This window comes from Microbacterium sp. NPDC089698 (genome assembly GCF_044749045.1).
GTDB lineage: Bacteria > Actinomycetota > Actinomycetes > Actinomycetales > Microbacteriaceae > Microbacterium.
The window spans coordinates 56,632-79,576 of record NZ_JBIVHE010000006.1; the positions used below are offsets into that span (position 1 = coordinate 56,632).

At 70.5% G+C, this 22,945-nt stretch carries 22 protein-coding genes; 17 read left to right on the top strand and 5 right to left on the bottom strand.

The features are described 5' to 3' along the window. The first annotated feature begins 3 nt into the window (after positions 1-3). The 6 genes from ACIPY5_RS15670 (at position 4) to ACIPY5_RS15695 (ending at position 6,376) form a co-directional block, all read left to right on the top strand. Positions 4-990 carry a DnaJ C-terminal domain-containing protein gene (locus ACIPY5_RS15670; RefSeq protein ID WP_309339435.1) on the top strand — a complete coding sequence of 329 codons (987 nt, stop codon included), beginning with the start codon at positions 4-6 and terminating at the stop codon, positions 988-990. A 186-nt stretch (positions 991-1,176) separates the two neighbouring features. Further along, positions 1,177-1,641: a heat shock protein transcriptional repressor HspR gene (locus ACIPY5_RS15675; RefSeq protein ID WP_400972252.1), complete on the top strand. Its 465-nt coding sequence runs from the start codon at positions 1,177-1,179 to the stop codon at positions 1,639-1,641. A 310-nt stretch (positions 1,642-1,951) separates the two neighbouring features. After that, a complete protein-coding gene (locus ACIPY5_RS15680; protein WP_400972254.1) occupies positions 1,952-3,322 on the top strand; it encodes an ABC transporter substrate-binding protein in 1,371 nt (456 codons plus the stop codon). An 83-nt stretch (positions 3,323-3,405) separates the two neighbouring features. Beyond that, the gene (locus ACIPY5_RS15685) at positions 3,406-4,332 is read left to right on the top strand and encodes a sugar ABC transporter permease (protein ID WP_309339424.1); all 927 of its coding nucleotides are present in this window, start codon (positions 3,406-3,408) and stop codon (positions 4,330-4,332) included. Next, positions 4,332-5,243 carry a carbohydrate ABC transporter permease gene (locus ACIPY5_RS15690; protein ID WP_309339421.1) on the top strand — a complete coding sequence of 304 codons (912 nt, stop codon included), beginning with the start codon at positions 4,332-4,334 and terminating at the stop codon, positions 5,241-5,243. The genes ACIPY5_RS15685 and ACIPY5_RS15690 overlap by 1 nt, the downstream gene beginning before the upstream one ends. A gap of 29 nt (positions 5,244-5,272) precedes the next feature. Continuing rightward, on the top strand, positions 5,273-6,376 hold the full coding sequence (locus ACIPY5_RS15695) for a DUF4185 domain-containing protein (RefSeq protein WP_400972257.1): 1,104 nt from the start codon (positions 5,273-5,275) through the stop codon (positions 6,374-6,376). Between the two features lie 15 nt (positions 6,377-6,391). Here the strand turns inward: ACIPY5_RS15695 and ACIPY5_RS15700 are convergent, their stop codons facing one another. Further along, positions 6,392-7,954, bottom strand: coding sequence for a molybdopterin-dependent oxidoreductase (locus ACIPY5_RS15700; protein ID WP_400972259.1), 1,563 nt, complete (start codon positions 7,952-7,954; stop codon positions 6,392-6,394). A 131-nt stretch (positions 7,955-8,085) separates the two neighbouring features. Between ACIPY5_RS15700 and ACIPY5_RS15705 the strand changes: the two genes are divergently transcribed. The 4 genes from ACIPY5_RS15705 to ACIPY5_RS15720 all read left to right on the top strand — a co-directional run bounded on the left by ACIPY5_RS15705 (position 8,086) and on the right by ACIPY5_RS15720 (position 10,859). Next, positions 8,086-8,760: a fasciclin domain-containing protein gene (locus tag ACIPY5_RS15705; RefSeq protein ID WP_400972261.1), complete on the top strand. Its 675-nt coding sequence runs from the start codon at positions 8,086-8,088 to the stop codon at positions 8,758-8,760. 124 nt (positions 8,761-8,884) lie between these two features. Next, positions 8,885-9,484, top strand: coding sequence for an ECF RNA polymerase sigma factor SigK (gene sigK, locus ACIPY5_RS15710; protein ID WP_400972263.1), 600 nt, complete (start codon positions 8,885-8,887; stop codon positions 9,482-9,484). Next, the gene (locus tag ACIPY5_RS15715) at positions 9,481-10,281 is read left to right on the top strand and encodes an anti-sigma factor domain-containing protein (RefSeq protein ID WP_400972265.1); all 801 of its coding nucleotides are present in this window, start codon (positions 9,481-9,483) and stop codon (positions 10,279-10,281) included. Before sigK ends, ACIPY5_RS15715 begins: the two co-directional genes overlap by 4 nt. Positions 10,282-10,427: 146 nt before the next feature. Further along, the gene (locus ACIPY5_RS15720; RefSeq protein ID WP_309341801.1) at positions 10,428-10,859 is read left to right on the top strand and encodes a DoxX family protein; all 432 of its coding nucleotides are present in this window, start codon (positions 10,428-10,430) and stop codon (positions 10,857-10,859) included. 132 nt (positions 10,860-10,991) lie between these two features. Here ACIPY5_RS15720 and ACIPY5_RS15725 read toward each other — a convergent pair whose 3' ends face one another. Continuing rightward, positions 10,992-12,119, bottom strand: a complete 1,128-nt coding sequence (locus ACIPY5_RS15725; protein WP_400972267.1) for a glycoside hydrolase family 172 protein — start codon at positions 12,117-12,119, stop codon at positions 10,992-10,994. Between the two features lie 143 nt (positions 12,120-12,262). Here ACIPY5_RS15725 and ACIPY5_RS15730 point away from each other — a divergent pair, with 143 nt between their 5' ends. Further along, complete coding sequence (locus ACIPY5_RS15730; RefSeq protein ID WP_309341805.1) at positions 12,263-13,243, top strand: LacI family DNA-binding transcriptional regulator; 981 nt, start codon at positions 12,263-12,265, stop codon at positions 13,241-13,243. A gap of 8 nt (positions 13,244-13,251) precedes the next feature. Here the strand turns inward: ACIPY5_RS15730 and ACIPY5_RS15735 are convergent, their stop codons facing one another. Then, positions 13,252-13,527: a hypothetical protein gene (locus ACIPY5_RS15735; protein WP_400972269.1), complete on the bottom strand. Its 276-nt coding sequence runs from the start codon at positions 13,525-13,527 to the stop codon at positions 13,252-13,254. Between the two features lie 183 nt (positions 13,528-13,710). Here ACIPY5_RS15735 and ACIPY5_RS15740 point away from each other — a divergent pair, with 183 nt between their 5' ends. Genes ACIPY5_RS15740 through ACIPY5_RS15750 form a run of 3 tightly spaced genes read left to right on the top strand, consistent with a single transcriptional unit; the run spans position 13,711 to position 19,552 of the window. Further along, the gene (locus ACIPY5_RS15740) at positions 13,711-15,234 is read left to right on the top strand and encodes an FGGY-family carbohydrate kinase (protein WP_400972271.1); all 1,524 of its coding nucleotides are present in this window, start codon (positions 13,711-13,713) and stop codon (positions 15,232-15,234) included. Continuing rightward, the gene (locus tag ACIPY5_RS15745; protein ID WP_400972273.1) at positions 15,231-17,924 is read left to right on the top strand and encodes a GH116 family glycosyl-hydrolase; all 2,694 of its coding nucleotides are present in this window, start codon (positions 15,231-15,233) and stop codon (positions 17,922-17,924) included. Before ACIPY5_RS15740 ends, ACIPY5_RS15745 begins: the two co-directional genes overlap by 4 nt. Next, a complete protein-coding gene (locus ACIPY5_RS15750) occupies positions 17,921-19,552 on the top strand; it encodes a fucose isomerase (protein ID WP_400972275.1) in 1,632 nt (543 codons plus the stop codon). The genes ACIPY5_RS15745 and ACIPY5_RS15750 overlap by 4 nt, the downstream gene beginning before the upstream one ends. 141 nt (positions 19,553-19,693) lie before the next feature. On the opposite strand, the gene ACIPY5_RS15755 is transcribed toward ACIPY5_RS15750, so the two are convergent. Next, positions 19,694-20,266: a TetR/AcrR family transcriptional regulator gene (locus ACIPY5_RS15755; protein ID WP_400972277.1), complete on the bottom strand. Its 573-nt coding sequence runs from the start codon at positions 20,264-20,266 to the stop codon at positions 19,694-19,696. A gap of 87 nt (positions 20,267-20,353) precedes the next feature. Here ACIPY5_RS15755 and ACIPY5_RS15760 point away from each other — a divergent pair, with 87 nt between their 5' ends. The 3 genes from ACIPY5_RS15760 (at position 20,354) to ACIPY5_RS15770 (ending at position 22,209) form a co-directional block, all read left to right on the top strand. Then, positions 20,354-20,923, top strand: a complete 570-nt coding sequence (locus tag ACIPY5_RS15760) for a dihydrofolate reductase family protein (RefSeq protein ID WP_400972279.1) — start codon at positions 20,354-20,356, stop codon at positions 20,921-20,923. Between the two features lie 170 nt (positions 20,924-21,093). After that, positions 21,094-21,504 (top strand): MmcQ/YjbR family DNA-binding protein, encoded by a 411-nt coding sequence (locus tag ACIPY5_RS15765; RefSeq protein WP_400972281.1) that lies wholly within the window; start codon positions 21,094-21,096, stop codon positions 21,502-21,504. A 174-nt stretch (positions 21,505-21,678) separates the two neighbouring features. Then, positions 21,679-22,209, top strand: a complete 531-nt coding sequence (locus tag ACIPY5_RS15770; protein WP_400972283.1) for an SRPBCC family protein — start codon at positions 21,679-21,681, stop codon at positions 22,207-22,209. Between the two features lie 40 nt (positions 22,210-22,249). On the opposite strand, the gene ACIPY5_RS15775 is transcribed toward ACIPY5_RS15770, so the two are convergent. After that, on the bottom strand, positions 22,250-22,852 hold the full coding sequence (locus ACIPY5_RS15775) for a hypothetical protein (RefSeq protein ID WP_400972285.1): 603 nt from the start codon (positions 22,850-22,852) through the stop codon (positions 22,250-22,252). Positions 22,853-22,945: the final 93 nt, after the last annotated feature.

Genomic DNA, 22,945 nt, shown 5'->3' on the forward strand with positions numbered 1-22,945 from the left:
TCGATGGCTAGCCAGGACTGGTTCGACAAGGACTTCTACAAGACCCTCGGCGTCTCCAAGGACGTGTCCGAGGCGGATCTGAAGAAGACCTACCGCAAGCTCGCGCGCAAATACCACCCCGACTCCAACCCCGGCGACGCCGCGGCGGAGGCGAAGTTCAAGGAGATCAGCGAGGCCTACTCGGTGCTCTCCGACAAGGAGCAGCGCGCCGAGTACGACCAGATCCGCGCCATGGGCGCCGGCGGCGCGCGGTTCACCGCCCCGGGGAGCGCCGGCAACGGCGGCTTCGAGGACGTGTTCAGCGCGTTCGGCCGGGGCCGTGGCGGGCAGCAGGGCGACTTCGACGACATCTTCGCGATGTTCAACCAGGGCGGCGGGTCCTTCGGATCCGGGCGTTTCGGTCAGCCGTCCGGCGGCTTCCGTGGCTTCGGCGGCCCGCAGAAGGGCGCCGACGTCACGGCCCGCACGACGCTGTCGTTCGCGACCGCGGTGCAGGGCGAGACCGTGACGCTGCAGGGCGAGGACGGCAGGCCGCTCAAGGTGAAGATCCCCGCGGGCGTGAAGGACGGGCAGAAGATCCGCCTCCGCGGCCGCGGGCGGCCCTCGCCCGACGGCGGGGAGAACGGCGACATCGTGGTGCAGGTCGCGGTCAAGCCGCACCCGGTCTTCACCCGCGACGGGCTGAACCTGCGCGTCACCGTGCCGATCACCTTCACCGAGGCGGCGCTCGGCGCCACCATCGAGGTGCCGACGCTCGGCGGAGACCCCGTCAAGCTGAAGGTCGCGGCGGGTACGCCGTCCGGCCGGGTGCTGCGGGTCAAGGGGCGCGGCGTCACGACGTCCAAGGGCACCGGCGACCTGCTCGCCGAGGTCCAGGTCGCGGTGCCCTCGCACCTCGACGACGCCGCGCGCGAGGCCCTCGAGCGCTTCCGCGCCGCCGAGCCCGCGGAGAACCCCCGCACCGAGCTGCTGGCGAAGGCACGGGCGTGATGAGCCTCTCGGTCGTCGGGCGTCCTTCGTCTCGTCGCTGCGCTCCTCGCTCAGGAACCGGTTCATCGGTCCCTGAGCGCCTCGCTTCAGGAACCGGTTCATCGGTCCCTGAGCGAGCGCAGCGAGACGAAGGACGCCCGACGACCGGAACGGCCGTGCCGGAGGTGCACCGTGGGTGATGAGCGCATGAGCGCGGACACCCCGGTCTTCGCGATCGCGGTCGCCGCCGAGCTCGCCGGGATGCACCCGCAGACGCTGCGTCAATACGACCGGATCGGCCTGGTCGTGCCCGGTCGCACCAGGGGCGGATCCCGCCGCTACTCGATGCGCGACATCGAGCAGCTGCGCGAGGTCGCCCAGCTGTCCAGCGAGGGCATGAGCCTGCCCGCGATCGCGCGGCTGCTCGACCTCGAGGACGAGGTGAGCAGGCTGCACCGCCGTGTGGTCGAACTCGAGCTCGCGCTGCGCGAGGAGCGCGCCAACCGTCCGGGAGTGCGGGTGTTCGCCGCGGGCACGACCGGATCCGTCATGGCCGTCCCGTCCGGGCGGCGGATCCGCCGCTCGACCGAGGTCGTGCTGTGGCGCCCGTGGGGGAGCGCCCCGGAGCACCCCGACGACCTCGCCGACGACCCGGACGACAGCGCGCGCTGAGCACCGCCGGCGGGCGCCGTCCGCGCGCCGCGATCAGCTCCGACCGTGTCTGAAATCGATTTCCGCTGTGGAGCATCCCGGAGTCGCGCCGAGGGGCCGGAGGTGAATCGCGGAGTTCCACAGGAGCCGAGGAAGGCTGCCCGCGGCGCGGATGTCTCGGATCCGTGAAGAGTGTCTTGTGTCTGAAATCGATTTCGCCTACTCTGAGTGCAGCCCGGTCGATGCCGACTCAGCGCGACCGCGGACCCGGCTCCCGTGCCGGACCCCAGCACCGATTCGACGAGGAAGTCGTGTTCCCGAGGAGGAACCCATGAAGACGGACACACAGCGCACGCGCCGGGTGGTGATGGCCGCTCTCGGCGGCATCACGGCGGTAGGACTGCTCGCGGGCTGCGGCTCGAGCACCCCCGGTCAGTCCGCAGGGGGAGGAGGGGACTCCTCCGGCAAGACCACGATCGAGTTCTGGCACCGCACGTTCACCCCGCCGGAGAACGCCTGGTACAAGGACATCGTCAAGAAGTTCAACGCCTCGCAGGACAAGATCGTCGTCAAGGACACCGAGATCCCGGCCGACGCCTGGGATCAGAAGATGAAGGCAGCCCAGGCTGCGGGCAAGGCCCCCGACATCTACACGCACTCCGGGAGCATCCAGGACGCCGTCAACGCGGGGCAGCTGTACGACCTCGGCAAGGTCGTCGACAAGTCCAAGCTCGGTGAGATCATCGACTCCGCGAAGTCGGTGTCCGAGATCGGTGGCACCTACTACGCGTACCCCCTCCTGCAGGAGGCGCAGACGGTGCTGTTCTGGAACAAGGACATGCTCTCCAAGGCGGGCGTCGAGACCGACAAGGCCCCGGCCACCTGGGACGATCTGCTCGCCGACTGCGCGAAGATCCAGCCCACGCTCGCCCAGGGCCAGTACTGCATCTCGCCCGCCTCCGATGCGATCACCTTCGCCTGGTCGACGGTCGGCCAGCAGTACAACTTCGCCGGGCACACCGCGCTCACCGACGACTGGAAGTCGCCGGACATCGACAACGCCGCGTACCGCGACCTGATGTCCAAGTACAAGGAGCTGTGGGACAAGGGCTACATGCCCAAGCAGGCGCTCGCCGCCTACGTGGAGGGCAAGGACTTCGGCCAGAAGAAGGTCGCGTTCAAGGTCTCCGGCTCGTGGATGATGTCCGAGATCGGATCCGACTACCCCGACCTCCTCACCAAGACCGGCATCGGCGCCTTCCCGAACGCCTCGAGCGCCGACGGCCGCACCGCCACCACGCTCGGCAACTTCAAGTGGGTCATCGACGCGAAGAGCAAGAACGCCGAGGCCGCGGGGAAGTTCCTGGAGTGGTCGCTCGCCGGCGACCCGCAGAACCTCGTGCCCTTCTTCGTGAACACGCAGTTCACCAAGGTTCCCGTGCGCAAGTCCGTGCAGGACGCGGTCGCGAAGGACGAGGCCGCGGCGAAGGCCCCGTGGTCGAGCGTCATCACGAACGACATCGCACCGGACGCGATCCCCGAGCCCACCTACCCGTGGGACGTCTCGCTCGCGGTCGGCACCGCGATGGAGTCGGTGATGAAGGGCGCCGCCTCGCCGGATGACGCGATCAACACGGCGAACGCCGCGATCCAGAAGGTCATCCAGTCGCAGGACCTGCCCAGCAAGGCTCCCAAGAAGTGAGCGCGGCGCGGTCGGGGACCGCTGCGCGGCCGTCCCCGACCGCGCAGCCCGCGCCCAGCACCTCCGAACCACGGGGAGAGACGATGGCCACCGAAGCGATCGAGGACCGGCGCACGGTCAGGCGCCGGCAATCGAAGTACCGCAGTCGCGACACGAAGCTCGCCTACCTGATGCTCGCCCCCGTGGTGATCCTGCTCGGCGTCTTCGTCGCGTGGCCGGCGGTGTACGCGGGGTTCCTGTCGTTCCAGGACTGGAGCTTCTACAAGGATCCGCAGTTCGTCGGCTGGAAGAACTACGCCGACGTCCTGACCGATCCGCTGTTCGTCGCCACGATCGGGCGCGGCTTCCTGTTCGTCCTGCTGACGGTGCCCCCGATGCTCGTGCTCGCGTTCCTGTTCGCGAGTCTCGTGGTGACCCTGTCCCGTCGCCTGGCGACGATCCTCAAGGTCAGCATCTACATCCCCACGATCATCTCCGGCGTCATCGCCTCGATCATCTTCGTGGTGATCTACGCGTACGACGGCGGGATCCTGAACGCGGTGCTCGCGGCCTTCCACATCGATCCGGTGTCCTGGATCGGGGATCCGGCGTGGGCGCTCCTCTCCGTCGCCGTGCCGGCGATCTGGCTCGGCATGGGCCTCACGTCGCTCATCATGGTCGCCGCGATGGTCGACATCCCGACGGAGTACTACGAGGCGGCCGCGATGGAGGGCGCCGGATGGTGGCAGAAGACCTTCTACATCACGATGCCGCAGATGAAGAACGTGTTCCTGTACCTGCTCATCACGGGCTTCGTGGCCGCGATCCAGCAGTTCGAGCTGCCCCTCGTGATGACCCAGGGCGGCCCGCTGGACTCGACGACGCTGCCGAACCTGTTCATCTTCAACCACTTCCGCAACGACGTGAACGTGGGCTACTCGATCGCCGCGGCGCTGCTGTTGTTCGTGGTGCTGGGATCCGTGTCGGCTCTCGTGTTCAAGTTCATCAACTCCGAGAGGCTGGTCGACTGATGAGCGCGACGCGCCAGAGCACCGTGCCCGAGACCACCCGCATCGTCCTGGCGGGCAGGGATCATCGCCGGCTGAAGACGCCGCACGGCATCGGCGGCTGGGCCGCGTTCCTCGGCAAGGGCGTCGTCGGGCTGATCTTCCTGCTCGCGGCCCTCTTCCCGCTCGCGTGGATGGTGATCGCCGGGTTCAAGGCCAGGACCGAGGTGCTCAGCACGCCCTTCCAGTTCTTCCCCGAGGTCTGGCACTGGGAGAACTACGCCAAGATCCTGGGCGACGAGACCTTCCTGCGCACTCTCGGCTGGACCTTCCTCGGGGCGGTCCTGTTCACCGTGCTGAGCCTCACCGTGAACTCTTTCGCGGCCTATGCGTTCGCCCGGCTCGAGTTCCGGTTCCAGCGGACGCTCTGGGTCGCGGTCATCACGACCATGTTCATCCCGGGGATGACGATCCTGCTCACGAGCTTCATCGTGGTGACGAAGCTCGCGATGCTCGACACGCTCGCGGTGCTGGTGATCCCGGGGGCGGCCAGCGCGGCATCGGTGTTCTTCATCCGGCAGTTCTACCTGAACATCCCGGCCAGCCTCGAGGAGGCGGCGATGCTGGACGGCTGCGGGCGGTTCGGGATCTTCGTGCGGATCTTCCTGCCGCTGTCGAAGCCGCCGTTCGTGGTGATGGGTATCACCGCGTTCCTCGCGTACTGGAACTCCTACGTGTGGCCGATCATGACGATCACCTCGCCGGAGAAGTTCGTGCTGCAGCAGTACCTCGCCGAGTTCCGCACCGGGCGCGGCTCGAGCGAACTCGGCCTTCTCATGGCCGGATCCGTGCTCGCCGCGGCGCCGGTCGTGATCCTGTTCCTCATCTTCCAGCGTCAGATCATCGGCAACATCAAGATGGCCGGGCTCAAGTAGCCGGCCGCGTTCTCGAAGGGGAGAAGGCCATGTCCGAAGAAGCGATCCGTCCCGCCCGCGGAGTCACCCGCCGCGGCCTGCTGCAGGGAGCACTCGTCGCGGGCGCCGCGCTCGGCGTCTCGGCGCTGGGTGCGAGTCCCGCCGCGGCCACCGGGCTCACGGTCACCCGCATGAAGGTGCTCGCCGGCACGCAGGCGGGGGTCCAGTACGGGATCGGCGCGACCGACCTCGGGATCCCGGCGCGCACACCCGACGGGCGGCTGCTGTTCATGTTCGGCGACACCTGGGCCGACACGGTGGGCGGCACGAACTGGCGCTCGCCGGTGGCGCTGTACTCCTCGACCGCGAACCTCGCCGCCGGCGTCGTGTTCAACGGCGCGGCGGGGGCCGGCTCGAACACGCAGGTCACCGCGCCGCAGCTCTGGTACTACCCGCACGACGCGTACTACGAGACCGTGATCCCCTCGGACGTGATCACGATCGGCTCGCGGATGTACCTGCACGCGATCGTGAACGGCCCGACCTTCGGCGCGGTGCGCTGGACCGAGCTGTGGCAGTCCGACGACTCGGGCGCGACCTGGCAGCACACGGGGCTGAAGTTCCCGGCCGACATGGCCGACGGGCACTTCCAGTGCATCACGTGGGGGCAGGGCAACGACGGGTACGTCTACATCTACGGCACGGGCTTCCAGCGCGACAAGGGCATCGTGCTGTACCGGGTGCCGCAGAACAGCATGACCACGCTCTCGGCCTACCAGCCCTGGGGTTTCGCGAACGGCGCATGGGGCTGGGGCAACCCGGCGACGGAGGTGCTGCCGGGCAAGTTCGGCGAGATGTGCCTGCGGCCGCTGGGCGGCAAGTGGATCCTGACCTGGTTCAATGCCGACGCCTACCGGATCGACGCGATGATCGTGAACACCCCGACCGACAACCTCTACACGGCCGCCAAGACCACGCTGCTGTGGGGCGGGAACTGGGGAGCGGAGGACGCGACCCACGTCGCCCAGCTCTACGGCGGGTACATCCTGCCCGGATCCACGCTCTCGGACCTGCATCTGAGCGTGAGCCAGTGGAACACGGGCGACAACAGCGTCTATCACGTGGAGCAGTTCCGGATCCAGGGCCTCGTCTGAGGGCCGGGCGCGCCGTCAGCCGGCCGTGCCGACCCGGACGACGGTCGACTGCCATCCCGTCGATCCGTTCGGCGCGATCGGGGTGCGCTCCTGCTCCTGCAGCCGACCGTGCCGGTCGGTCGCTCGGACCACGAGGGTGTGAGTGCCGCTCGTCGCGTTCCAGTCGAGGAACCACTGCACCCAGGTGTCCGCGCTGACGGGTGCCGACAGGGTCGCGGTCTGCCAGGGGCCTCCATCGATCTGCACCTCGACCCGGGCGATCCCTATGGTCTGCGCCCAGGCGACTCCGGCGATCCTGGTCGCGCCCGGGGCGACCTCCTTGTCGATGCGGGGCGTGTCGATACGGCTCGAGAGCTTGATCGGCGCCTGGGCGCTGTAGCCGCGTGGCGTCCAGTAGGCCTGGTCCTTCTGGAACGTCGTCACCGTCAGGCGCGTCAGCCACTTGGTCGCGGAGACGTAGCCATAGAGCCCGGGGACCACCATCCGCACCGGGAATCCGTGTTCCAGCGGAAGCGGCTCGCCGTTCATCGCCACGGCGAGGATCGCATCGCGGCTCGGATCCGTGAGCGCCCCGAGCGGTGTGCTCGCGGTGAAGCCGTCGATGCTGCGGGAGAGGACCATGTCGGCGCCGCCCGCCGGGGCGGCGAGGGCGAGCACCTCGCGCACCGGGACCCCGAGCCATCGTGCGGTGCCGACGAGGTCGCCGCCGACCTGGTTCGAGACGCAGGTCAGCGTCACGGCGTACTCCCGCAGTCCCATCCGCAGCAGTTCGTCGAAGCTCAGCTCGACGGGCTTCGCGACCATTCCGTCCACCGTCAGCCGCCAGTCCGCGGGGGCGATCGCGGGCACCGTGAGCGCGGTGTCGACGCGGTAGAAGTCGGCGTTCGGCGTGAACAGCGGCGAGAGGCCGGGGATGCGCAACTCGGCTCCGGGAGGCACGGCGACCCGGGACAGCGGCTCAGGGAGCCTCAGTGCCTTCCGCACTGCCGCGACCGACGATGTCGCCGCGGTGCCGATGCGTGCGCCGGTTCCCAGAACGACGGCCGTGACCGCGCCGATCGACGTCAGGAGCAGGAAGCGTCGCCGGTCCGTCGTCGGATCGGGGGCATCGCCGGACTCGGCGGTACGCCACCGGCGCAGCGCTCCGATCGACGCTCTCAGGAACACGGAGCCGGCGATCGCGCCGACGAGCGGGGGGAGGGCGGACAGGGGCGTCGCTCCCGTGCGCGTCGTGGTCGCCACCAGACCCGCGGCGCCGGCGAGGGCGAACACGGCGACCCCGGCCCAGCGCCGGCGGCGCTCGAGGAGTCCGGCGCCCACCGCGGCCAGGGCGACCCCGATGCCGAGCGTCACCAGGAGGAAGAGCTTGTCGTTCGCACCGAACACCTCGATCGCCAGCTCCTTGGCCCACTGCGGCACGATGTCGATGACGAACGAGCCAGCGGCCAGCAGCGGGCTCGCGTCCCGTGCGGCGAGGAAGGCCGCGATCTCGGCGGCAGCGACGAACACCGCACCGCTCGCGGCGCCTGCGATTCCTGCCCCGCTCCGTCCGCCGGGAATCGCTGTCTTCTCGTCCATGCACCTGGTTCGTCGCCGGCGGCGGATCGGATGGTGATCCGGTCCGGATCCAATCCGACCCGTATGCGGCTCCGAAGGCATGGTGTCGGGCCGATGAACGGTCGCGATGCACCAGTCAAAAGGAGAAGACCATGCGATCCACCACTCGCCTGCACACCAGGGCCTCGCTCGTCGCCGCCGGCCTGCTGGCCGCCACAGCGCTGGCCCTCACAGCGTGCTCCTCGACCTCCGGTTCGACGTCGGAGTCGTCCGCGCCGGCCGCCAGCGCGCCGGCCGCATCCCCGTCTCAGACGATGGATCCGGCGTCCGATCTGGTCGGCCCGGGATGCGCTGCCTACGCGCAGCAGGTGCCGTCCGGCGCGGGATCCGTCGCGGGAATGGCCCAGGACCCGGTCGCGACGGCGGCGAGCAACAACCCGTTGCTGACCACGCTGGTCGCGGCGGTCTCGGGCAAGCTCAACGCCAAGGTGAACCTGGTCGACACCCTCAACGGGAGCCAGTTCACGGTGTTCGCCCCCGTCGACGACGCCTTCAAGAAGATCGACCCGGCGACGATCGACACGCTCAAGACCGACGCGGGAGCCGACACCCTCAGCAAGATCCTGACCTATCACGTCGTGGCCGGTCAGATCTCGCCGAAGGACATCGTCGGCACGCACAAGACCGTCGAGGGCGGCGACGTGACCGTGAGCGGCTCGGGCGACAGCCTCAAGGTCAACGACGCGAACGTGATCTGCGGTGGCGTCCACACCGCCAACGCGACCGTCTACCTCATCGACTCCGTCCTGATGCCGCCGGCCAACTGAGGCTTCGATCCCCACAGCCGACCGGACCGCATGAGCGCAGGAGCTGTCTGCTCATGCGGTCCGGTCGGCGGCCGCGACGGCGCTCGCCACGGACGCATTGCCGGATTCGGGCGGGAGGTGAGGCATGCTGGACACGATGGTGATCGACGACAGAGAGCACAGGGAGCAGGACGGCGGCGACGACCCCGCGTCCGCCCTGCTGCTGCGCGTCGCGGGCGGGGATCAGGCGGCGTTCGCCGACCTCTACGACCTGCTGTCGGCGCGGGTGTTCGGCCTCATCCTCCGCGTGCTGGTGAACCGGTCGCAGAGCGAGGAGGTGCTGCAGGAGGTGTTCCTGGAGATCTGGCAGACCGCCGCGCGCTTCGCCGCCGATCGCGGACGGGGAAGGACCTGGATCCTGACGATCGCCCACCGCCGCGCGATCGATCGGGTGCGTTCCTCGCAGGCCAGCGCCGACCGCGACGTGCGCGCCGGTGCGCGCGATCTCGACGTCGCGCACGACAGCGTGGCGGAGCAGGCGGAGCTGTCGATCGACGCGGAACGCGTCGTCGACGCCCTCTCCGCACTTCCGGAAGCGCAGCGCGAGGCGCTGGTGCTGGCCTACTACGGCGGGTACTCGCAGAGCGAGATCGCCACGATCACGGGCTCGCCGCTGGGAACGGTGAAGACCCGGATGAGAGATGGACTCACACGCCTGCGGGCGCACTGGGGGGTGAACGCATGAACGAGTCGGAGTTCGCAGAACTGGCGGCCGCCCACAGCCTCGGGGCGCTGTCGGCGAGCGACGAGCAGCGCTTCCGGACGGCTCTGGCGGAGCATCCGGAGTGGACGACGATCGCGGACGACGACGCGGACACCGCCTCGCTGCTCGCCAAGGGCGTTCCTGCCGTCGCACCGCCGTCGGGGATCCGCGACGCGCTCCTGACCCGGATCGCGCTGACGCCGCAGGAGCCGGAGGGCGCTGCGGAACCCGTGGTCCCGGCCGGGCCGGAGGAGGCGTCGACGGCGCCGGCGGCGACTGCGGCTGCCGGTTCGGGCGCCACGGACGACGCGCCTCCGTCCCGACGGCCGCGGCGACTTCTCTTCGGACTCGCCGCCGGACTGGTGCTGCTCATCGGGCTCGGCGTGGGCGCCGCCGTCGTCATCCCGCAGCTGCTCCGCCCTGCCGCCGTGGTCGCGCTCGACCGGATCGAGAACGCGCCCGATGCCGCGGAGAAGACCGTGCAGCTGCCCGAAGGGGGCACGGCGACGGCGCACTGGTCGGCGTCGATGGGCGCCGCGGTGCTGGTCGCGGACGGGCTGGGCCGGCTGGACGCGGCGAAGACCTACGAGCTGTGGTTCGTCCGAGGCAGCACCCCGGTCTCGGCCGGAGTGTTCGAGGCGGCGCAGGGAGTGACCACGGCGCAGCTGAAGGGCGCGATGCACGCGGGCGACGCGATCGCCGTGACGATCGAGCCGGCCGGCGGCTCCCCGACGGGGAAGCCCACGAGCGAGCCGATCCTGGTCATCCCGACCTCTTGATCCGGACGGCACGGACTTGTGCCGAACGCGCAATATCCGCCTCGTGTTCAGAAACATGACAGGCGCGGCTCCGTAGCGTGGAAGGACGGGGCGGACGCCCCGAGCCGCGCTCGCCGCGGTGTCCTGCCACGAAGGAGCTGTCCGGAATGACGAACACCACGAAGCCCGCCGCCTCTCTCGGACTCCTCGTCCTGCGCCTCGTCGTGGGCGGAGTCTTCGCCGCGCACGGCGCGCAGAAGGTCTTCGAGTACACCCTGCCCGGCACCGTCCAGGCCTTCGCGGGCATGGGCGCCCCGCTGCCCGAGATCGCCGGACCCGTGATCGCCTTCCTCGAGCTCATCGGAGGGATCCTGCTCATCGCCGGCCTGTTCACGCGTCCCGTCGGTGTGCTGCTGGCCGCGGACATGGTCGGCGCCATCGTGCTCGTGCACCTCGGCAACGGCATCTGGGTCGGCGACGGCGGCTGGGAGTTCGCGGCCGTCCTCGGCGCCGGTGCCCTCGCGCTCGCCTTCACCGGCGCAGGCCGGTTCGGGCTGGACCGCGCCGTGCTGCGCGGGCCCGTGCGCGCCCTCGCCTGAGCCCGGCTCGGGCTCGGCCTCGGGCTCGAGCGCCGGGAACGGATGCACGATCGCGGCACGGATGCAGGACGGATCCGGCGATCCGGTCGTGCGTCCGTGCCCGCGTCGTGCAGGTGTGCCGGTGCGACCGCGTCAGTCGCGCGGCGCGCGCGGCGGGGTGGATCCCAGGTCGGGCACCGGGGCCGTCCCTAGGTGCACCTCCATGTCGTCGGCGCTGGGCGCCTTCGGGCGGCGGGCCGTCGGCCGGTCCAGGTAGAACATCGCGGTGGAGGCGATGTCGTCGCGCAGGGGCAGATAGCGCCATCCGCTGCGCCATCCGAGCGCCTGGATGTCGACCTTGGGGATCCCGGTGGAGAAGTGGATCGGATCCGCCAGGTGCCAGCGGTACATGCCGAAGCGCTGCTGCGAGACGTAGAGCCCGTCGGGGCGGATCACCTGGGGCATGCCCAGGTACGGCGTCGAGAACGCGGTGTAGCCCTGGCCCGGGATGTCGAAGTTCCACGCGCCGCCGAAGTAGTCCTCGGTGCCCGTGCCGCAGATCGTCGGGTAGTCGGTGTCGTCGTCGAGGTAGAACTTGATCTCGCCCTCGCCCCACCAGCCGTTGGAGTTCACGCCCCACGCGATGTAGGTCCCGACGTACTGCCCCTGCCCCTCGATCCCCTCCAGGATCGTGTGCGGAACGAGCTCTTCGAGCGGGTCGGAACGGCGCCACTGCGCGTGGAAGTACCCGTCGCCCGAGTAGTCGCCGCCGATCTCGTAGGTCACCTGGTAGTAGACGCGCACGTCGACCGGCGAGGTGTTCTCGATCGTCAGGCGGGCGCCGTCGCGGAACGGCATGGGCCAGTAGGAGTTGAAACCGCCGTGCGGGTTCGCGGCGATCACCTGCGAGTCCACCTGTGCGAAGACGCCCCAGCCGTTGCAGAAGAAGTCGCCGTAGGGCACCTCGACGGCGGGCTCGGTCGCGCCGTCCCAGTATGCGCGCAGGATGAGCGTGCGCCAGTTGTCGGTGTGCGTCGTGATCCAGATGTGGGTGATCCTGCCTGCGCCCTCGATCGCGGCGAGATCGAACGTCTCGCCGGCCTTGATGTCGACGCTCGGCGAGATCTTCCAGCCCGGTCCGAGGTCGCGCGCGCAGTCCGCACCGGTTCCCTCCGTCGCGCGTCCGCCGCCGCCGACGGCGCCGTCGAAGTTCTCCGGCGAGATGGACCGGGTCTGCACGGTCCGCAGGGCGGACACGGAGGACAGGTCGGGAAGGGTCATGGCGGGGTGCACATCCTCGTGTCGGGTGGGTGGATCGGCGCGCGGGTCGTGGCAGCGCGTGCGGCCACCCTACCGATTCCCGCCGACTGTTGCAATCGATTTCATCGCGGTAGTGTGTCCTGACGGACAACGGAGGGGGTGAGATGGCGACCATCTATGACGTGGCACGGCTCGCGGGGGTGTCCCCGGCGACGGTGTCGCGCGTGTTCAACGGCGTCGGCGTCTCCGAGGAGAAGGTCGCGGCCGTGCGTCAGGCGGCCGCGCAGTTGAAGTTCTTCCCCAACCGCACCGCCCGCACCCTGCGCCGGCAGAGCTCCGAGGTGATCGCGCTGGTGATCCCCGACATCGAGAACCCCTACTTCACCGAGATGGCGCGCGGCGTCGAGGACGTCGCCTCGGAGGCGGGCTTCTCCGTGGTGCTGTGCAATTCCGATGCGCAGGTCGAGAAGGAGCAGACCTACCTGCGGATCGCGATCGCCGAGCACATGTCCGGCGTGATCCTTGCCGCGGCCTCCGACCGCACCAGCCTCGACGAGATCATGGCCGCGGGACGACCCGTGGTCGCCGTCGACCGCGGCACGGGCTACGACATCGACGGCGTCGTGATGGCGAACCGCGATGCGGGGCGCAGCGCGACCGAACAGCTGATCGAGGCCGGATACACCCGCATCGCGCACATCGCCGGGCCCGAGCACATCGAGACCGCGGTCGAACGCGTGGACGGGTGGCGGACGGCCATCGCGGCGCACGGTCTTCCCGCGGATCCCGACCTTCTGCGGTTCTCGTCGTTTCGGGTGGACGGCGGCCGCGGGGCCATGGAGGAGCTGCTGGCCCTGCCCCAGCCTCCGGACGCCGTGGTCGCGGGCAACAACCTCATCGGCGTGGGGGCGATCCAGGTGCTCACCGAGCGCGGGCTGACCCCTCCGGCCATGGGCGTCGCCGTCGTGGGTTCGCTGCCCTTCACGACGCTGTCGCCGAGTGCGGTCACCGTGGTGCGGCTTCCCGCGCGGCACATGGGCGTGACCGCGGCGCGCATGCTGCTGGACCGGATCGGCGGCGACGACCAGCCCGCGCGCACGATCGTGCTGCGCAACGAGATCCAGGCCGCGACCGTCTCGCGCTGAGTCCGGAGTCAGGAGCGCCAGAAGCGCTCGGCGAGCGCCGCCACATCCTTGTCGAGCGCAGAGACCTTGACGTCCATGGCGTCGAACCGGGCGTTCATCTCGGTGCGAAGCCCCGTGATCCTGCCGTCCATGGCCTCGAACTTGCCGTCGAATCTGCCCTCGAGGCGCCCGATCTCCGACCGCACCACACGTGTGAGCAGTGTCGTCATGAGCGTCATTCCGCCGAGCATGATCGCCGCGAAGACCCCGATGAGGGTCCACACCTGCGGTTCGGTCATGTCCATGCCTCCATTCTCTGCGGTTCCGCCGAGCCTGTCACCCCCTGTGGGCATGTGGATCGGTTTCACGGAATCGGTGGAAAGTCGCTGCCGATCTCCGGTTGTGGGGAGTGATTGCGGGCCGATTGCGCTTGAAATCGATTTCGCGTAGTGTGATCGCCGTCCGGTCAGGACGAGCGATCGAGGAGGATGCGCGTGCGGTGCACCATCGGTGTCGACATCGGCACCTCCAGCAGCAAGGGCGTCCTCGTGGATGCCGATGGCACGATCCTCGCCCAGGCCGCCCTGGCGCATGACGTGAGCCGTCCGCGCACGGGCTGGGTGGAGATGGACGGCGGGGTCTGGTGGGACGAGTTCGTCGCGCTGGCCCGCGAACTGCTCGCCGCCGTGCCGGACGCCGAGATCGCCGGGGTCGGGGTGAGCGGCATGGGGCCGTGCATCCTCCTGGCGGACCAGGCCGGCGAGCCCGTGCGCCCTGCGATCCTCTACGGCGTCGACACGCGCGCCGGGGACCAGATCGAGCGGATGACGGCGGAGCTCGGACTCGAGGCGATCACGCGCGTCGGCGGATCCGTGCTCACCTCCCAGGCCGGCGGCCCGAAGATCCTCTGGATCCACGAGCAGGATCCGCAGGCGTGGATCCTGGCGCGCCGGCTCTTCATGCCGGCCTCGTGGCTCGCGCACCGGCTCACCGGGGCGTACGTGCTCGACCACCAGTCCGCGAGCCAGGTCTCGCCCCTCTACGACATCGATCGGGAGCAGTGGCACGACGAGTGGTGGCAGCGGTACGCGGCGCCGATCGAGCAGCCCGCCCTGCTCTGGGCGGGCGACGTCGCCGGCACCGTGAGCGCCGAGGCCGCGGCGCTCACCGGCATCCCCGAGGGCACGCCCGTGATCGCCGGCACGATCGACGCCTGGAGCGAGGCCGTCAGCGTCGGGGCGCATGGCGCGGGCGACCTCATGCTCATGTACGGGACCACGATGTTCATGGTCCTCACCCGCGGCGTCACCGCGGGGGAGGAGGCTCTCCGCACGCCCTCGATGTGGACCACCGCCGGCGCCTTCGCCGGCACCCGCAACCTCGCCGGCGGACTGTCGACGTCCGGCGCCCTCACCGCGTGGCTGAAGGATCTCACCGGTTCCGACTATCCCCAGCTGCTGGCCGAGGCCGAGGACTCGGGGGCGGGCGCCCGTGGCCTCGTGATCCTGCCGTACTTCGCGGGGGAGCGCACGCCGATCCAGGATCCGGATGCGCGCGGCGTGATCGCGGGCCTCAGCCTCGCGCACGGCCGCGGCGACCTGTACCGGGCCGCGCTCGAGGCCACGGCGCTCGGGGTGCGGCACAACGTGCAGACGATGCGCGACGCGGGCGCGGACATCCGGCGGATCGTCGCGGTGGGCGGCGGCACGCAGGGGCGGCTCTGGCTGCAGATCGTCTCCGATGTCACCGGCCTCGTGCAGGAGGTGCCGCGGGTGACGGTCGGCGCGAGCTACGGCGCGGCCTTCCTCGCCGCGGGCGCGGTCTCCGATCCCGCCCCGGAGATCGCGGACTGGAACCCGGTCGTCACGACGATCGATCCCGACTCCGCCCTCGCTCCCGTCTATGACACGCTGTTCGACCGCTACCTCCGGCTCTACGCGGGCACGGTCGAGGTCGCGCACGAGCTGGCGGCGCAGCAGAGGGCCGACGACGAGAAGGAGGCGCCCGCATGACGCGCCGCGCCCGCCCCATCCCGCACACCGCCGAGCGCGCGGCGTTCCTGCTCGGAGGCATCGGCACCGGCAACGTGTCGCTCGGCGCGCGCGGCGAGCTGCGCGACTGGGAGCTGGAGAACCACCCCGACAAGGACCGCCGCAATCCCCGCACCTTCTTCGCGATCCACGCGGCGCCGGAGGGGACGGATCCGGTCACTCGCGTGCTCGAGGCGCGGGTGACGGGTCGGCGCGACCTCGACGCCGGATTCTCCTTCGACGATCTCGCGGGTCTCCCGCGGCTCGACGGCGCCACGATGCACGGCGAGTACCCCGTCGTCGACATCGACTTCGCCGACCGTGCGCTTCCGGTCGAGGTGTCGCTGCATGCGTTCACCCCCCTCGTGCCGCTCGACGCCGACGCCTCGGGCATCCCCGCGGCCGTCCTGCGCTACCGGGTCGTCAACCCCGGCGAGGTGCCGGTCGCGGTCACGGTCGTCGGGAGCGTCTCGCACACGGCCGGGCGGGGCGAACCCGGGCCGGAGGCACCCTGGGGGATCCGCGGCACGCAGAGTGTGCGCTGGCGGGATGACGGCGATGTGCGCGGCCTCGACTTCGGCATCGACCTGGCCGAGGACGATCCGGGCTACGGCACGCTCAGCCTCACCACGACCGATGCGTCCACCACGGTCAAGCCGCAGTGGGTCACGAGCTACTGGCCCGACGGCGCCCGCATGTTCTGGAGCGATCTCACGGCCGACGGACTGCTCGACGCCGAGCCGCGCCTCACGCTCGAGGACAGGCCGCGGGGCCTGTTCGCCGAGCAGGAGGACCGGTCCCTGCCCTTGGACAGGCTCAGAGGCCGGGAGAAGGGCACGGACCGTGCGGATGCGGTTGCGCGACCGCTCACCGAGGAGGAGATGCTTGCGAAGCTGCCGCGCCTGCGCACCGGATCCCTCGGGATCGTGCACACGCTCGCGCCCGGCGAGGTCCGCGACTTCGAGTTCGTGCTGAGCTGGTCGTTTCCGAACCGGCGCCGCGGCTGGCACGGGCACATCATCCTGGACGACGCGCCGACGGATCCGACGCTGTCGCCGATCGTGCGCAATCACTACGCGACCCTCTGGCCCGACGCCTGGTCCGCCGCGGCTCATCTGCACCGGGAGCTGCCGGTGCTCGAGGCCGCGACCGACGCCTTCGTCGACGCCCTGTACGGCGGCACCCTGGATCCCGTGCTCGCCGACGCCGCCGGGGCGAACCTCGCCGCGGTGCGCTCCACCACCTGCTTCGTCCTGGAGTCGCCGAACCCGGTCATGGGGGAGGGGCCGGTGTTCGCCGCGTGGGAGGGATCCTTCGACCACGGCGGATCGTGCGAGGGCACGTGCACGCACGTCTGGTCGTATGCGCAGACCGTCGCCTGGCTGTTCCCGGCGCTCGAGCGCAGCGCCCGTCGTCCGGAGTTCCTGCTCGAGACCGACGCGGACGGCGCGCAGAAGTTCCGAGGCAACCGGATCCTCGGGTCCGCCTCGTGGTTCATGGGCCCGGCCGTCGACGGACAGGTCGGCACCTTCCTGCGCCTGCACCGCGAATGGCGGTTCTCGGGCGATGACGAGTTCCTGCGGGAGCTGTGGCCCGCCGCCGTGCGCAGCCTCGAGCACGCCACCCGCGAATGGGACCGCGACGGCGACGGGCTCCTGGACGGCGAGCTGCACAACACCTACGACATCGAGTTCCACGGCATCGACCCGCTCGCCAACGGGATCTACCTCGCCGCCCTCCGCGCCGGATCCCGGATGGCCGCCCACCTCGGCGAGGCGGAGCGGGCCGGTGAGTGGGAGGGTCGCGCCGACCATGTGGCCGCGGCGATGGACGACGTGCTGTTCGACGGGGAGTACTACCGGCAGGTGATCGACGACGTCGACGCGCACCGCTACCAGTACGGCGACGGCGTGCTGTCGGACCAGTTGCTGGGACAGTTCCACGCCTGGGTGAACGGGCTCGGCCCGCTGCTGCCGCCGGCGCACATCGACAGCGCGCTCGCCGCGATCGTGGCGCACAACCACCGTGCAGACCTGTCCGCGCACGAGAGCACCCAGCGCGTGTACGCCCTGAACGACGAGGGCGGGCTGCTGCTCGCGTCGTGGCCGCACGGAGGCCGCCCGGCGATCCCGTTCGTCTACTCCGACGAGGTGTGGACCGGGATCGAGCACCAGGTCGCGGCCAGTCTGCTCTACGCGGGGCGGGTCGAGGATGCGCTCCTCGTCGAGCGCACTCTGCGCGCCCGCTACGACGGGGTGCACCGCAATCCCTGGAACGAGATCGAGTGCGGCAACCACTATGCGCGCTCGCTCGCGTCCTGGGCGCTGCTGCTCGCGGCGAGCGGCGTGCAGTGGGACGCCCCCGCCCGCACGCTGTCCTTCGCACCCGTCGCGGGAGCGTTCGCGGACGGAGACGCGCCGCGCTTCCTCTTCACCACCGGCACCGGCTGGGGCCGCGTCGAGATCGACGCCGGCCGGCTCCTGCTCCACCTCGACGGCGGCGTGCTGGATCTCGCCGAGCTGCGTCTGCACGGCACGGTCCTCGCGCGCGATCTGCACCTCGACGCCGGCGAGCCCCGCTCCATCCCCCTCCCGGCCCCTGAACATCCCATCCCCGCCCCGGCCCCTGAGCTCGTCGAAGGGTCCTCCACTCGCAACCGGAGAAACTCATGACCTACGCCATCCCCGCGCCGACCGCGCGCCCCGCCTCCGCGCCGAAGACCGCCTATCTGATCACCTCCGGCGACCTCCGCGAATCGGCGAACATCGCGGGGTGGCCGGTGCAGGAGGCGACCGAGGCCGCCGTCACCGCGGCCTTCGCCGACCTCGGCTGGACCGTCGTGCGGCCTTTCGGCGTGGATCCGGCCACCGGCCACGGCTACATCTCGAGCCAGCGCATGGGCCTGGAGGTGTTCAAGGCCATCCCCGAGGATGCGCCGCTCATCGTCGCGACCGCGAACTGGCAGTACTCGCACCACGTGCTCGCCGGGCTGCGCACGCATCGCGGTCCCATCCTCACCACGGCCAACTTCGCGCCGGACTGGCCCGGTCTCGTGGGGCTGCTCGGCCTGAACGCCGGACTCACGAAGATGGGGAAGGCCTATTCGACGATCTGGTCGGTCGACTTCTCCGATGACTGGTTCCGGCAGGGGCTCCGCGAGTGGACCGAGACCGGCGGGATCACGCACGACGACTCGCATGTGCGGGCGCTGCCGGCGCTGGCGGAGAGCCCGGAGCGGCAGCTCGGCGAGGCGCTCGCCGCCCAGCTGCGTGCGGACAAGGCCATCATCGGCGTCTTCGACGAGGGCTGCATGGGCATGTACAACGCGATCTTCGACGACGAGCTGCTCAACGCCACCGGCATCTACAAGGAGCGCCTGTCTCAGTCGGCGCTGTACGCGGAGATGCTCGAGGTCACCGACGCCGAGGCCGACGCCGCCTACGACTGGCTCATCGCGCGCGGAATGACGTTCGTCTACGGCGAGGATGCCGCGACGGAGCTCACCCGCGACCAGGTGCAGTGGCAGCTGAAGATGTACATCGCCGCGCTCCGCATCGCCGACGACTTCGGCCTGGACGCGGTCGGGATCCAGTACCAGCAGGGCCTCAAGGACCTCGTGCCCGCGTCGGATCTCGCGGAGGGGATCCTGAACTCCACCGAGCGTCCGCCTGTGACCTCGCGCGACGGATCCCGCATCCTGCACGAGGGGCGCGCGTTCCCGCACTTCAACGAGGCCGACGAGGGCGTCGCGGTCGACGCCCTCGTGACCGACCGGGTGTGGCGGGCGATGGGCCTCGTGCCCGACAACACCCTGCACGACGTGCGCTGGGGCGAGGACTACGACGGCGAGTTCGTCTGGGTCTACGAGATCTCCGGATCCGTTCCCGCCTCGCACCTGGGCGGCTGGGACAGGGCGGAGGGCTGGCGGCAGGGGCACGTGTTCTTCCCGGCGGGAGGAGCCACGATCAACGGGGTCTCCAAGCCCGGCGAGGTCGTGCTGTCGCGCATCTTCATCGCCGACGGCGTGCTGCAGGCCGACGTGTTCCGCGGCACGGTCGTGGCGCTGCCGGAGGAGGAGACGCGGCGCCGCAAGGAGGCCACGAATCCGGAGTGGCCGATCGCGCACGTCGTGCTGCACGGGCAGAGCCGCGACCAGTTCATGGCCCGGCACAAGGCCAACCACGCCCAGCTCGTCTACGCCCCCGACGCCGAGACCGCGGACAAGGCGCTCATCGCCAAGGCCGCGATGCTCGACGGCATGGGCATCAGGGTCAACCTCGTGGGGGACGTGAACGTCTGACGCCCACTCGGCGCGAGGGCGGTCCGTTCCGACGGCACGGATGCACGATCGGGACACGGATGCACGACGGATCTGCGGATCCGGTCGTGCATCCGTGCCCGGATCCTGCAGGTGGATTGCGGCGCCGGATCCTGCCGCGGGTCAGGCGCGCGGCAGCAGTCCCGCGACGAGGGCGTCGACCACCTCGTCCGTCGGCGTCCCGGGGTCGATCGATGACGTCAGCCGGTCGAAGACGAGGCCCTCGATCGCGTAGTGGAACAGTGCGATCTCCGCCCGTCCGCCCGGGAGCCCCGCCGCGGTGTTGAAGGCGACGTCGCCCTCGAAGGCCGCGCGCTGCCACTCCTCGAGCCCGGCGGCGAGCTCGGGTCGCCGCGCCGCCTCGAGACGCAGCTCGAACAGGGCGAGCGTCACCTCGCGCTCCCCGAGCAGGCGCCGCACGATGTCGCGGAGGTAGTCGGCGAACAGGGCGGGGCTCGGCGTCTGCGCGGCCCGCCGCGCGAGGTCGTCGGGCGTCGGGGCGAGGCGTTCCCCGATCCGCTGGAACAGGCCGGCGATGAGGGCCTCCCTGCTGCGGAAGTAGTTCGAGGCGGTGCCGGTCGGCACGCCCGCCTCGTCGTCGACCGCGCGATGCGTGAGTCCGCGCGAGCCCTCCCGCGCCAGCACGGCGATGCCGGCGTCGGCCAGGGCTCCTCTGCGCGCTTCGTTCTTCGCCATGCCCTCAGAGTAGCGCAACCACAACATCTGTTGTAGTCTCCAATCACTGCACCTGTCGTGGATGGGTGCCCGAAGAGCGGAGGACCTATGCGCGCACTCACCTACTACGTGGCCGTCAGCCTGGACGGCTTCATCGCGGGCCCCGAGGGCCAGTTCGACGCCTTCGTGTTCGAGGGCGATCACATGGCGGCGATCAACACCCGCTTCGCCGACGCGATCCCGACCTCCTTCGCAGACGCGCTGGGCATCGCGCAGGACCGCTCGGCGTTCGACACCGTGCTGATGGGGTGGAACACCTACGCGGTCGGACTGCCCGCGATGCCCAGTCCGTACGCGCACCTGCGTCAGGTGGTCTTCACGCGACGGGATCCGGATCCGGTCGACGGCGTGGAGTTCACCGACCGCGACCCGGTCGAGGTCGTGCGCGGGCTCAAGGCCGAGGACGGCGCCGGCATCTGGCTGTGCGGAGGCGGCGCGCTCGCGGCGTCGCTCGTCGGCGAGATCGACCGCCTGGTCCTGAAGGTCAACCCCGTGCTGTTCGGCGACGGGATCCCGCTGTTCGGGCGGAGCGAGTACGCCCCGGCGGCGTTCACCCGCACCGCCGCGACCGCCTTCGAGTCGGGCGTGACGCTGCTGGAGTACCAGCGGGGAGCCTGACCGCGGGTGACGTCTGCACGAACTGCGACGGATGCAGGACCCCGCGACGGATGCAGGACCCTGCGACGGATGCAGGACGGATCCGGCGAGCGGGATCCTGCATCCGTCGTCGGCCCGCGCATCCGTCGCAGCCCTTGAGGCCGGAGCGCGGGAGGGGGAGGATCGGATCCATGGCGACGATCGACGACGTCCGTGCTCTGGCCCTCGCGCTGCCGGGCGTCGAGGAGAAGGTCGGCGGGCACACGGGGGCCGCCGCCTGGCGCTGCAACGGCGGCCAGATCGCGTGGATGCGCGGGCCGTCGCAGACGGATCTGCGCCAGCTCGCCGAGCTCGGCCGCTCCTGGCCCGACGGGTCGGTGCTCGCCGTGCGCACCGAGACCGTCGCCCTCGCCGGCGAGCTCGTGGCCGCGGATCCGGGCGTCTTCTTCACGATCCCGCACTTCGCGGGCTACCCGGCCGTGCTGCTGCAGCTCGACACGATCGCCCGCGACCACCTCGGCGAGCTCCTCGCGGATGCGTGGCTGCTGCGCGCGCCGAAGTCCGTCGCGCGGGCCTGGCTCGACGAGCGCGGGCTCGCCTGACCCGCGCCCCGTCTGCGCGGGTCCGCGAGAAACCACTTCCCGCACGAGACACCACGGCAATGCTGGTGTCTCGGGCTGGATCTGGGTTCTCGCGGGTTGCGCGCGGAATCTTCACCGCGTTCGCGTGTTTCCTTCGGAGAGCAACTGCTCGACGCCCCGATCGATGGAGACGACATGACGGCCCACTCCGAGACCCGCGACGATGCCGTGACGCGGTCGACGACCAGCGCCCTCGACGTGCGTCACGACGTCTTCACCATCGAGCGCCATGTCGATGCGGCGCCCGAGGAGGTGTTCGCCGCGTTCGCCGACGACGCGACCCGGCGGCGCTGGTTCCGCCTACCCGGCGCGCGGGCGTCCGATCGTCACGAGTTCCGCGTCGGCGGCGGCGCGGATGCCACCAGCACCTTCGTGCTCCCCGGCATCGCACCGGAACGCCTCGCCTATCGCTCGCACTACCTCGACATCGTTCCCGATCGTCGGATCGTGTTCTCCTACACCTCCACCGTGGATGACGTGCCGCGGTGGGCGTCGCTGGCGACGGTCCTGTTCGCCGCCGACGGCGCCGGCTGCCTGTTGACCTGGACCGAACAGGTCGCCTTCCTGACCCGCACGGGTGACGGAGGCGACGACTTCCCGCACCTGCGCGGTGCCACGGCCCTCCGTCTGAACGGCCTCGCCGCGGCCCTTCGCGCCGACCGCTGACGGTAGGGCTCGCGGGATCCGGAGGCCGGGCGCCCCGGAGTCAGGCCGGCGGCAGGCGCAGCACGGGGCCCGCCTCGCCGACCGAGAGGTCGTCGGCGGTGCGCAGCGTGCGGGCGATCTCGTCCACCGCGGAGATCACCGTGCCGAACCGCTCCCGATCGCCGCACACGGCCTGCAGCGTGATGAGGTGGGTGCCGGTGTCCCAGGTGTAGGTCGCGAACGGCGGGGCCGACTGCCCCGTCGGGCCGGGCTGCGGGAGCGGCACCACGAGCTTCTCGCCCGCGCCGAGGTAGGGGTTGCGGAACTCCTCGGTGTCGTCGTACTCCATCGGCATCATCGCGCGGGCGGTGCGCACCTGCGGGGTGAGCTCCTGCGCGCTCGCCATGGCCACGATGAGCTCGGGCTCCGCCTTCCAGGTCCACACCAACACGCGTCCGTCGGCCTTGCGCATGAGGAAGGGCGCCGCCTGGCTGAGCGCCCAGGCGCCGAAGCCGGATCCGGGGCGGGCCTCGGCGCCGACCGCGGTTCCGGCCTGACCGAGCAGCATCCGGATCGCCGCCTTGCGATGCCGGCGACCGCGCAGGCCGAGGGATCCGGTCACGGGGATCCAGCGTTCGGGGTCGGCGTCGGCGAGCAGGCGCATGCTCAGATCGTAGGGGGCGAAAGTGGGGGTCAGCCGTACGTCCGCCGCGCCATGAAATATGTACACCGCCTCTACTATTCGGTTGGGAAAGCG

Bases quoted from the DNA above. Each gene is read 5' to 3' on its own strand.
- ACIPY5_RS15685 (WP_309339424.1), top strand. From the start codon at position 3,406: ATGGCCACCGAAGCGATCGAGGACCGGCGCACGGTCAGGCGCCGGCAA.
- ACIPY5_RS15740 (WP_400972271.1), top strand. From the start codon at position 13,711: ATGCGCGTGCGGTGCACCATCGGTGTCGACATCGGCACCTCCAGCAGC.
- ACIPY5_RS15760 (WP_400972279.1), top strand. From the start codon at position 20,354: ATGCGCGCACTCACCTACTACGTGGCCGTCAGCCTGGACGGCTTCATC.
- ACIPY5_RS15680 (WP_400972254.1), top strand. From the start codon at position 1,952: ATGAAGACGGACACACAGCGCACGCGCCGGGTGGTGATGGCCGCTCTC.
- ACIPY5_RS15745 (WP_400972273.1), top strand. From the start codon at position 15,231: ATGACGCGCCGCGCCCGCCCCATCCCGCACACCGCCGAGCGCGCGGCG.
- ACIPY5_RS15765 (WP_400972281.1), top strand. From the start codon at position 21,094: ATGGCGACGATCGACGACGTCCGTGCTCTGGCCCTCGCGCTGCCGGGC.
- ACIPY5_RS15675 (WP_400972252.1), top strand. From the start codon at position 1,177: ATGAGCGCGGACACCCCGGTCTTCGCGATCGCGGTCGCCGCCGAGCTC.
- ACIPY5_RS15695 (WP_400972257.1), top strand. From the start codon at position 5,273: ATGTCCGAAGAAGCGATCCGTCCCGCCCGCGGAGTCACCCGCCGCGGC.
- ACIPY5_RS15750 (WP_400972275.1), top strand. From the start codon at position 17,921: ATGACCTACGCCATCCCCGCGCCGACCGCGCGCCCCGCCTCCGCGCCG.
- ACIPY5_RS15715 (WP_400972265.1), top strand. From the start codon at position 9,481: ATGAACGAGTCGGAGTTCGCAGAACTGGCGGCCGCCCACAGCCTCGGG.
- ACIPY5_RS15775 (WP_400972285.1), bottom strand. From the start codon at position 22,852: ATGCGCCTGCTCGCCGACGCCGACCCCGAACGCTGGATCCCCGTGACC.
- ACIPY5_RS15725 (WP_400972267.1), bottom strand. From the start codon at position 12,119: ATGACCCTTCCCGACCTGTCCTCCGTGTCCGCCCTGCGGACCGTGCAG.
- ACIPY5_RS15755 (WP_400972277.1), bottom strand. From the start codon at position 20,266: ATGGCGAAGAACGAAGCGCGCAGAGGAGCCCTGGCCGACGCCGGCATC.
- ACIPY5_RS15670 (WP_309339435.1), top strand. From the start codon at position 4: ATGGCTAGCCAGGACTGGTTCGACAAGGACTTCTACAAGACCCTCGGC.
- ACIPY5_RS15690 (WP_309339421.1), top strand. From the start codon at position 4,332: ATGAGCGCGACGCGCCAGAGCACCGTGCCCGAGACCACCCGCATCGTC.
- ACIPY5_RS15770 (WP_400972283.1), top strand. From the start codon at position 21,679: ATGACGGCCCACTCCGAGACCCGCGACGATGCCGTGACGCGGTCGACG.
- ACIPY5_RS15730 (WP_309341805.1), top strand. From the start codon at position 12,263: ATGGCGACCATCTATGACGTGGCACGGCTCGCGGGGGTGTCCCCGGCG.
- ACIPY5_RS15705 (WP_400972261.1), top strand. From the start codon at position 8,086: ATGCGATCCACCACTCGCCTGCACACCAGGGCCTCGCTCGTCGCCGCC.
- ACIPY5_RS15700 (WP_400972259.1), bottom strand. From the start codon at position 7,954: ATGGACGAGAAGACAGCGATTCCCGGCGGACGGAGCGGGGCAGGAATC.
- ACIPY5_RS15720 (WP_309341801.1), top strand. From the start codon at position 10,428: ATGACGAACACCACGAAGCCCGCCGCCTCTCTCGGACTCCTCGTCCTG.
- sigK (WP_400972263.1), top strand. From the start codon at position 8,885: ATGCTGGACACGATGGTGATCGACGACAGAGAGCACAGGGAGCAGGAC.
- ACIPY5_RS15735 (WP_400972269.1), bottom strand. From the start codon at position 13,527: ATGGACATGACCGAACCGCAGGTGTGGACCCTCATCGGGGTCTTCGCG.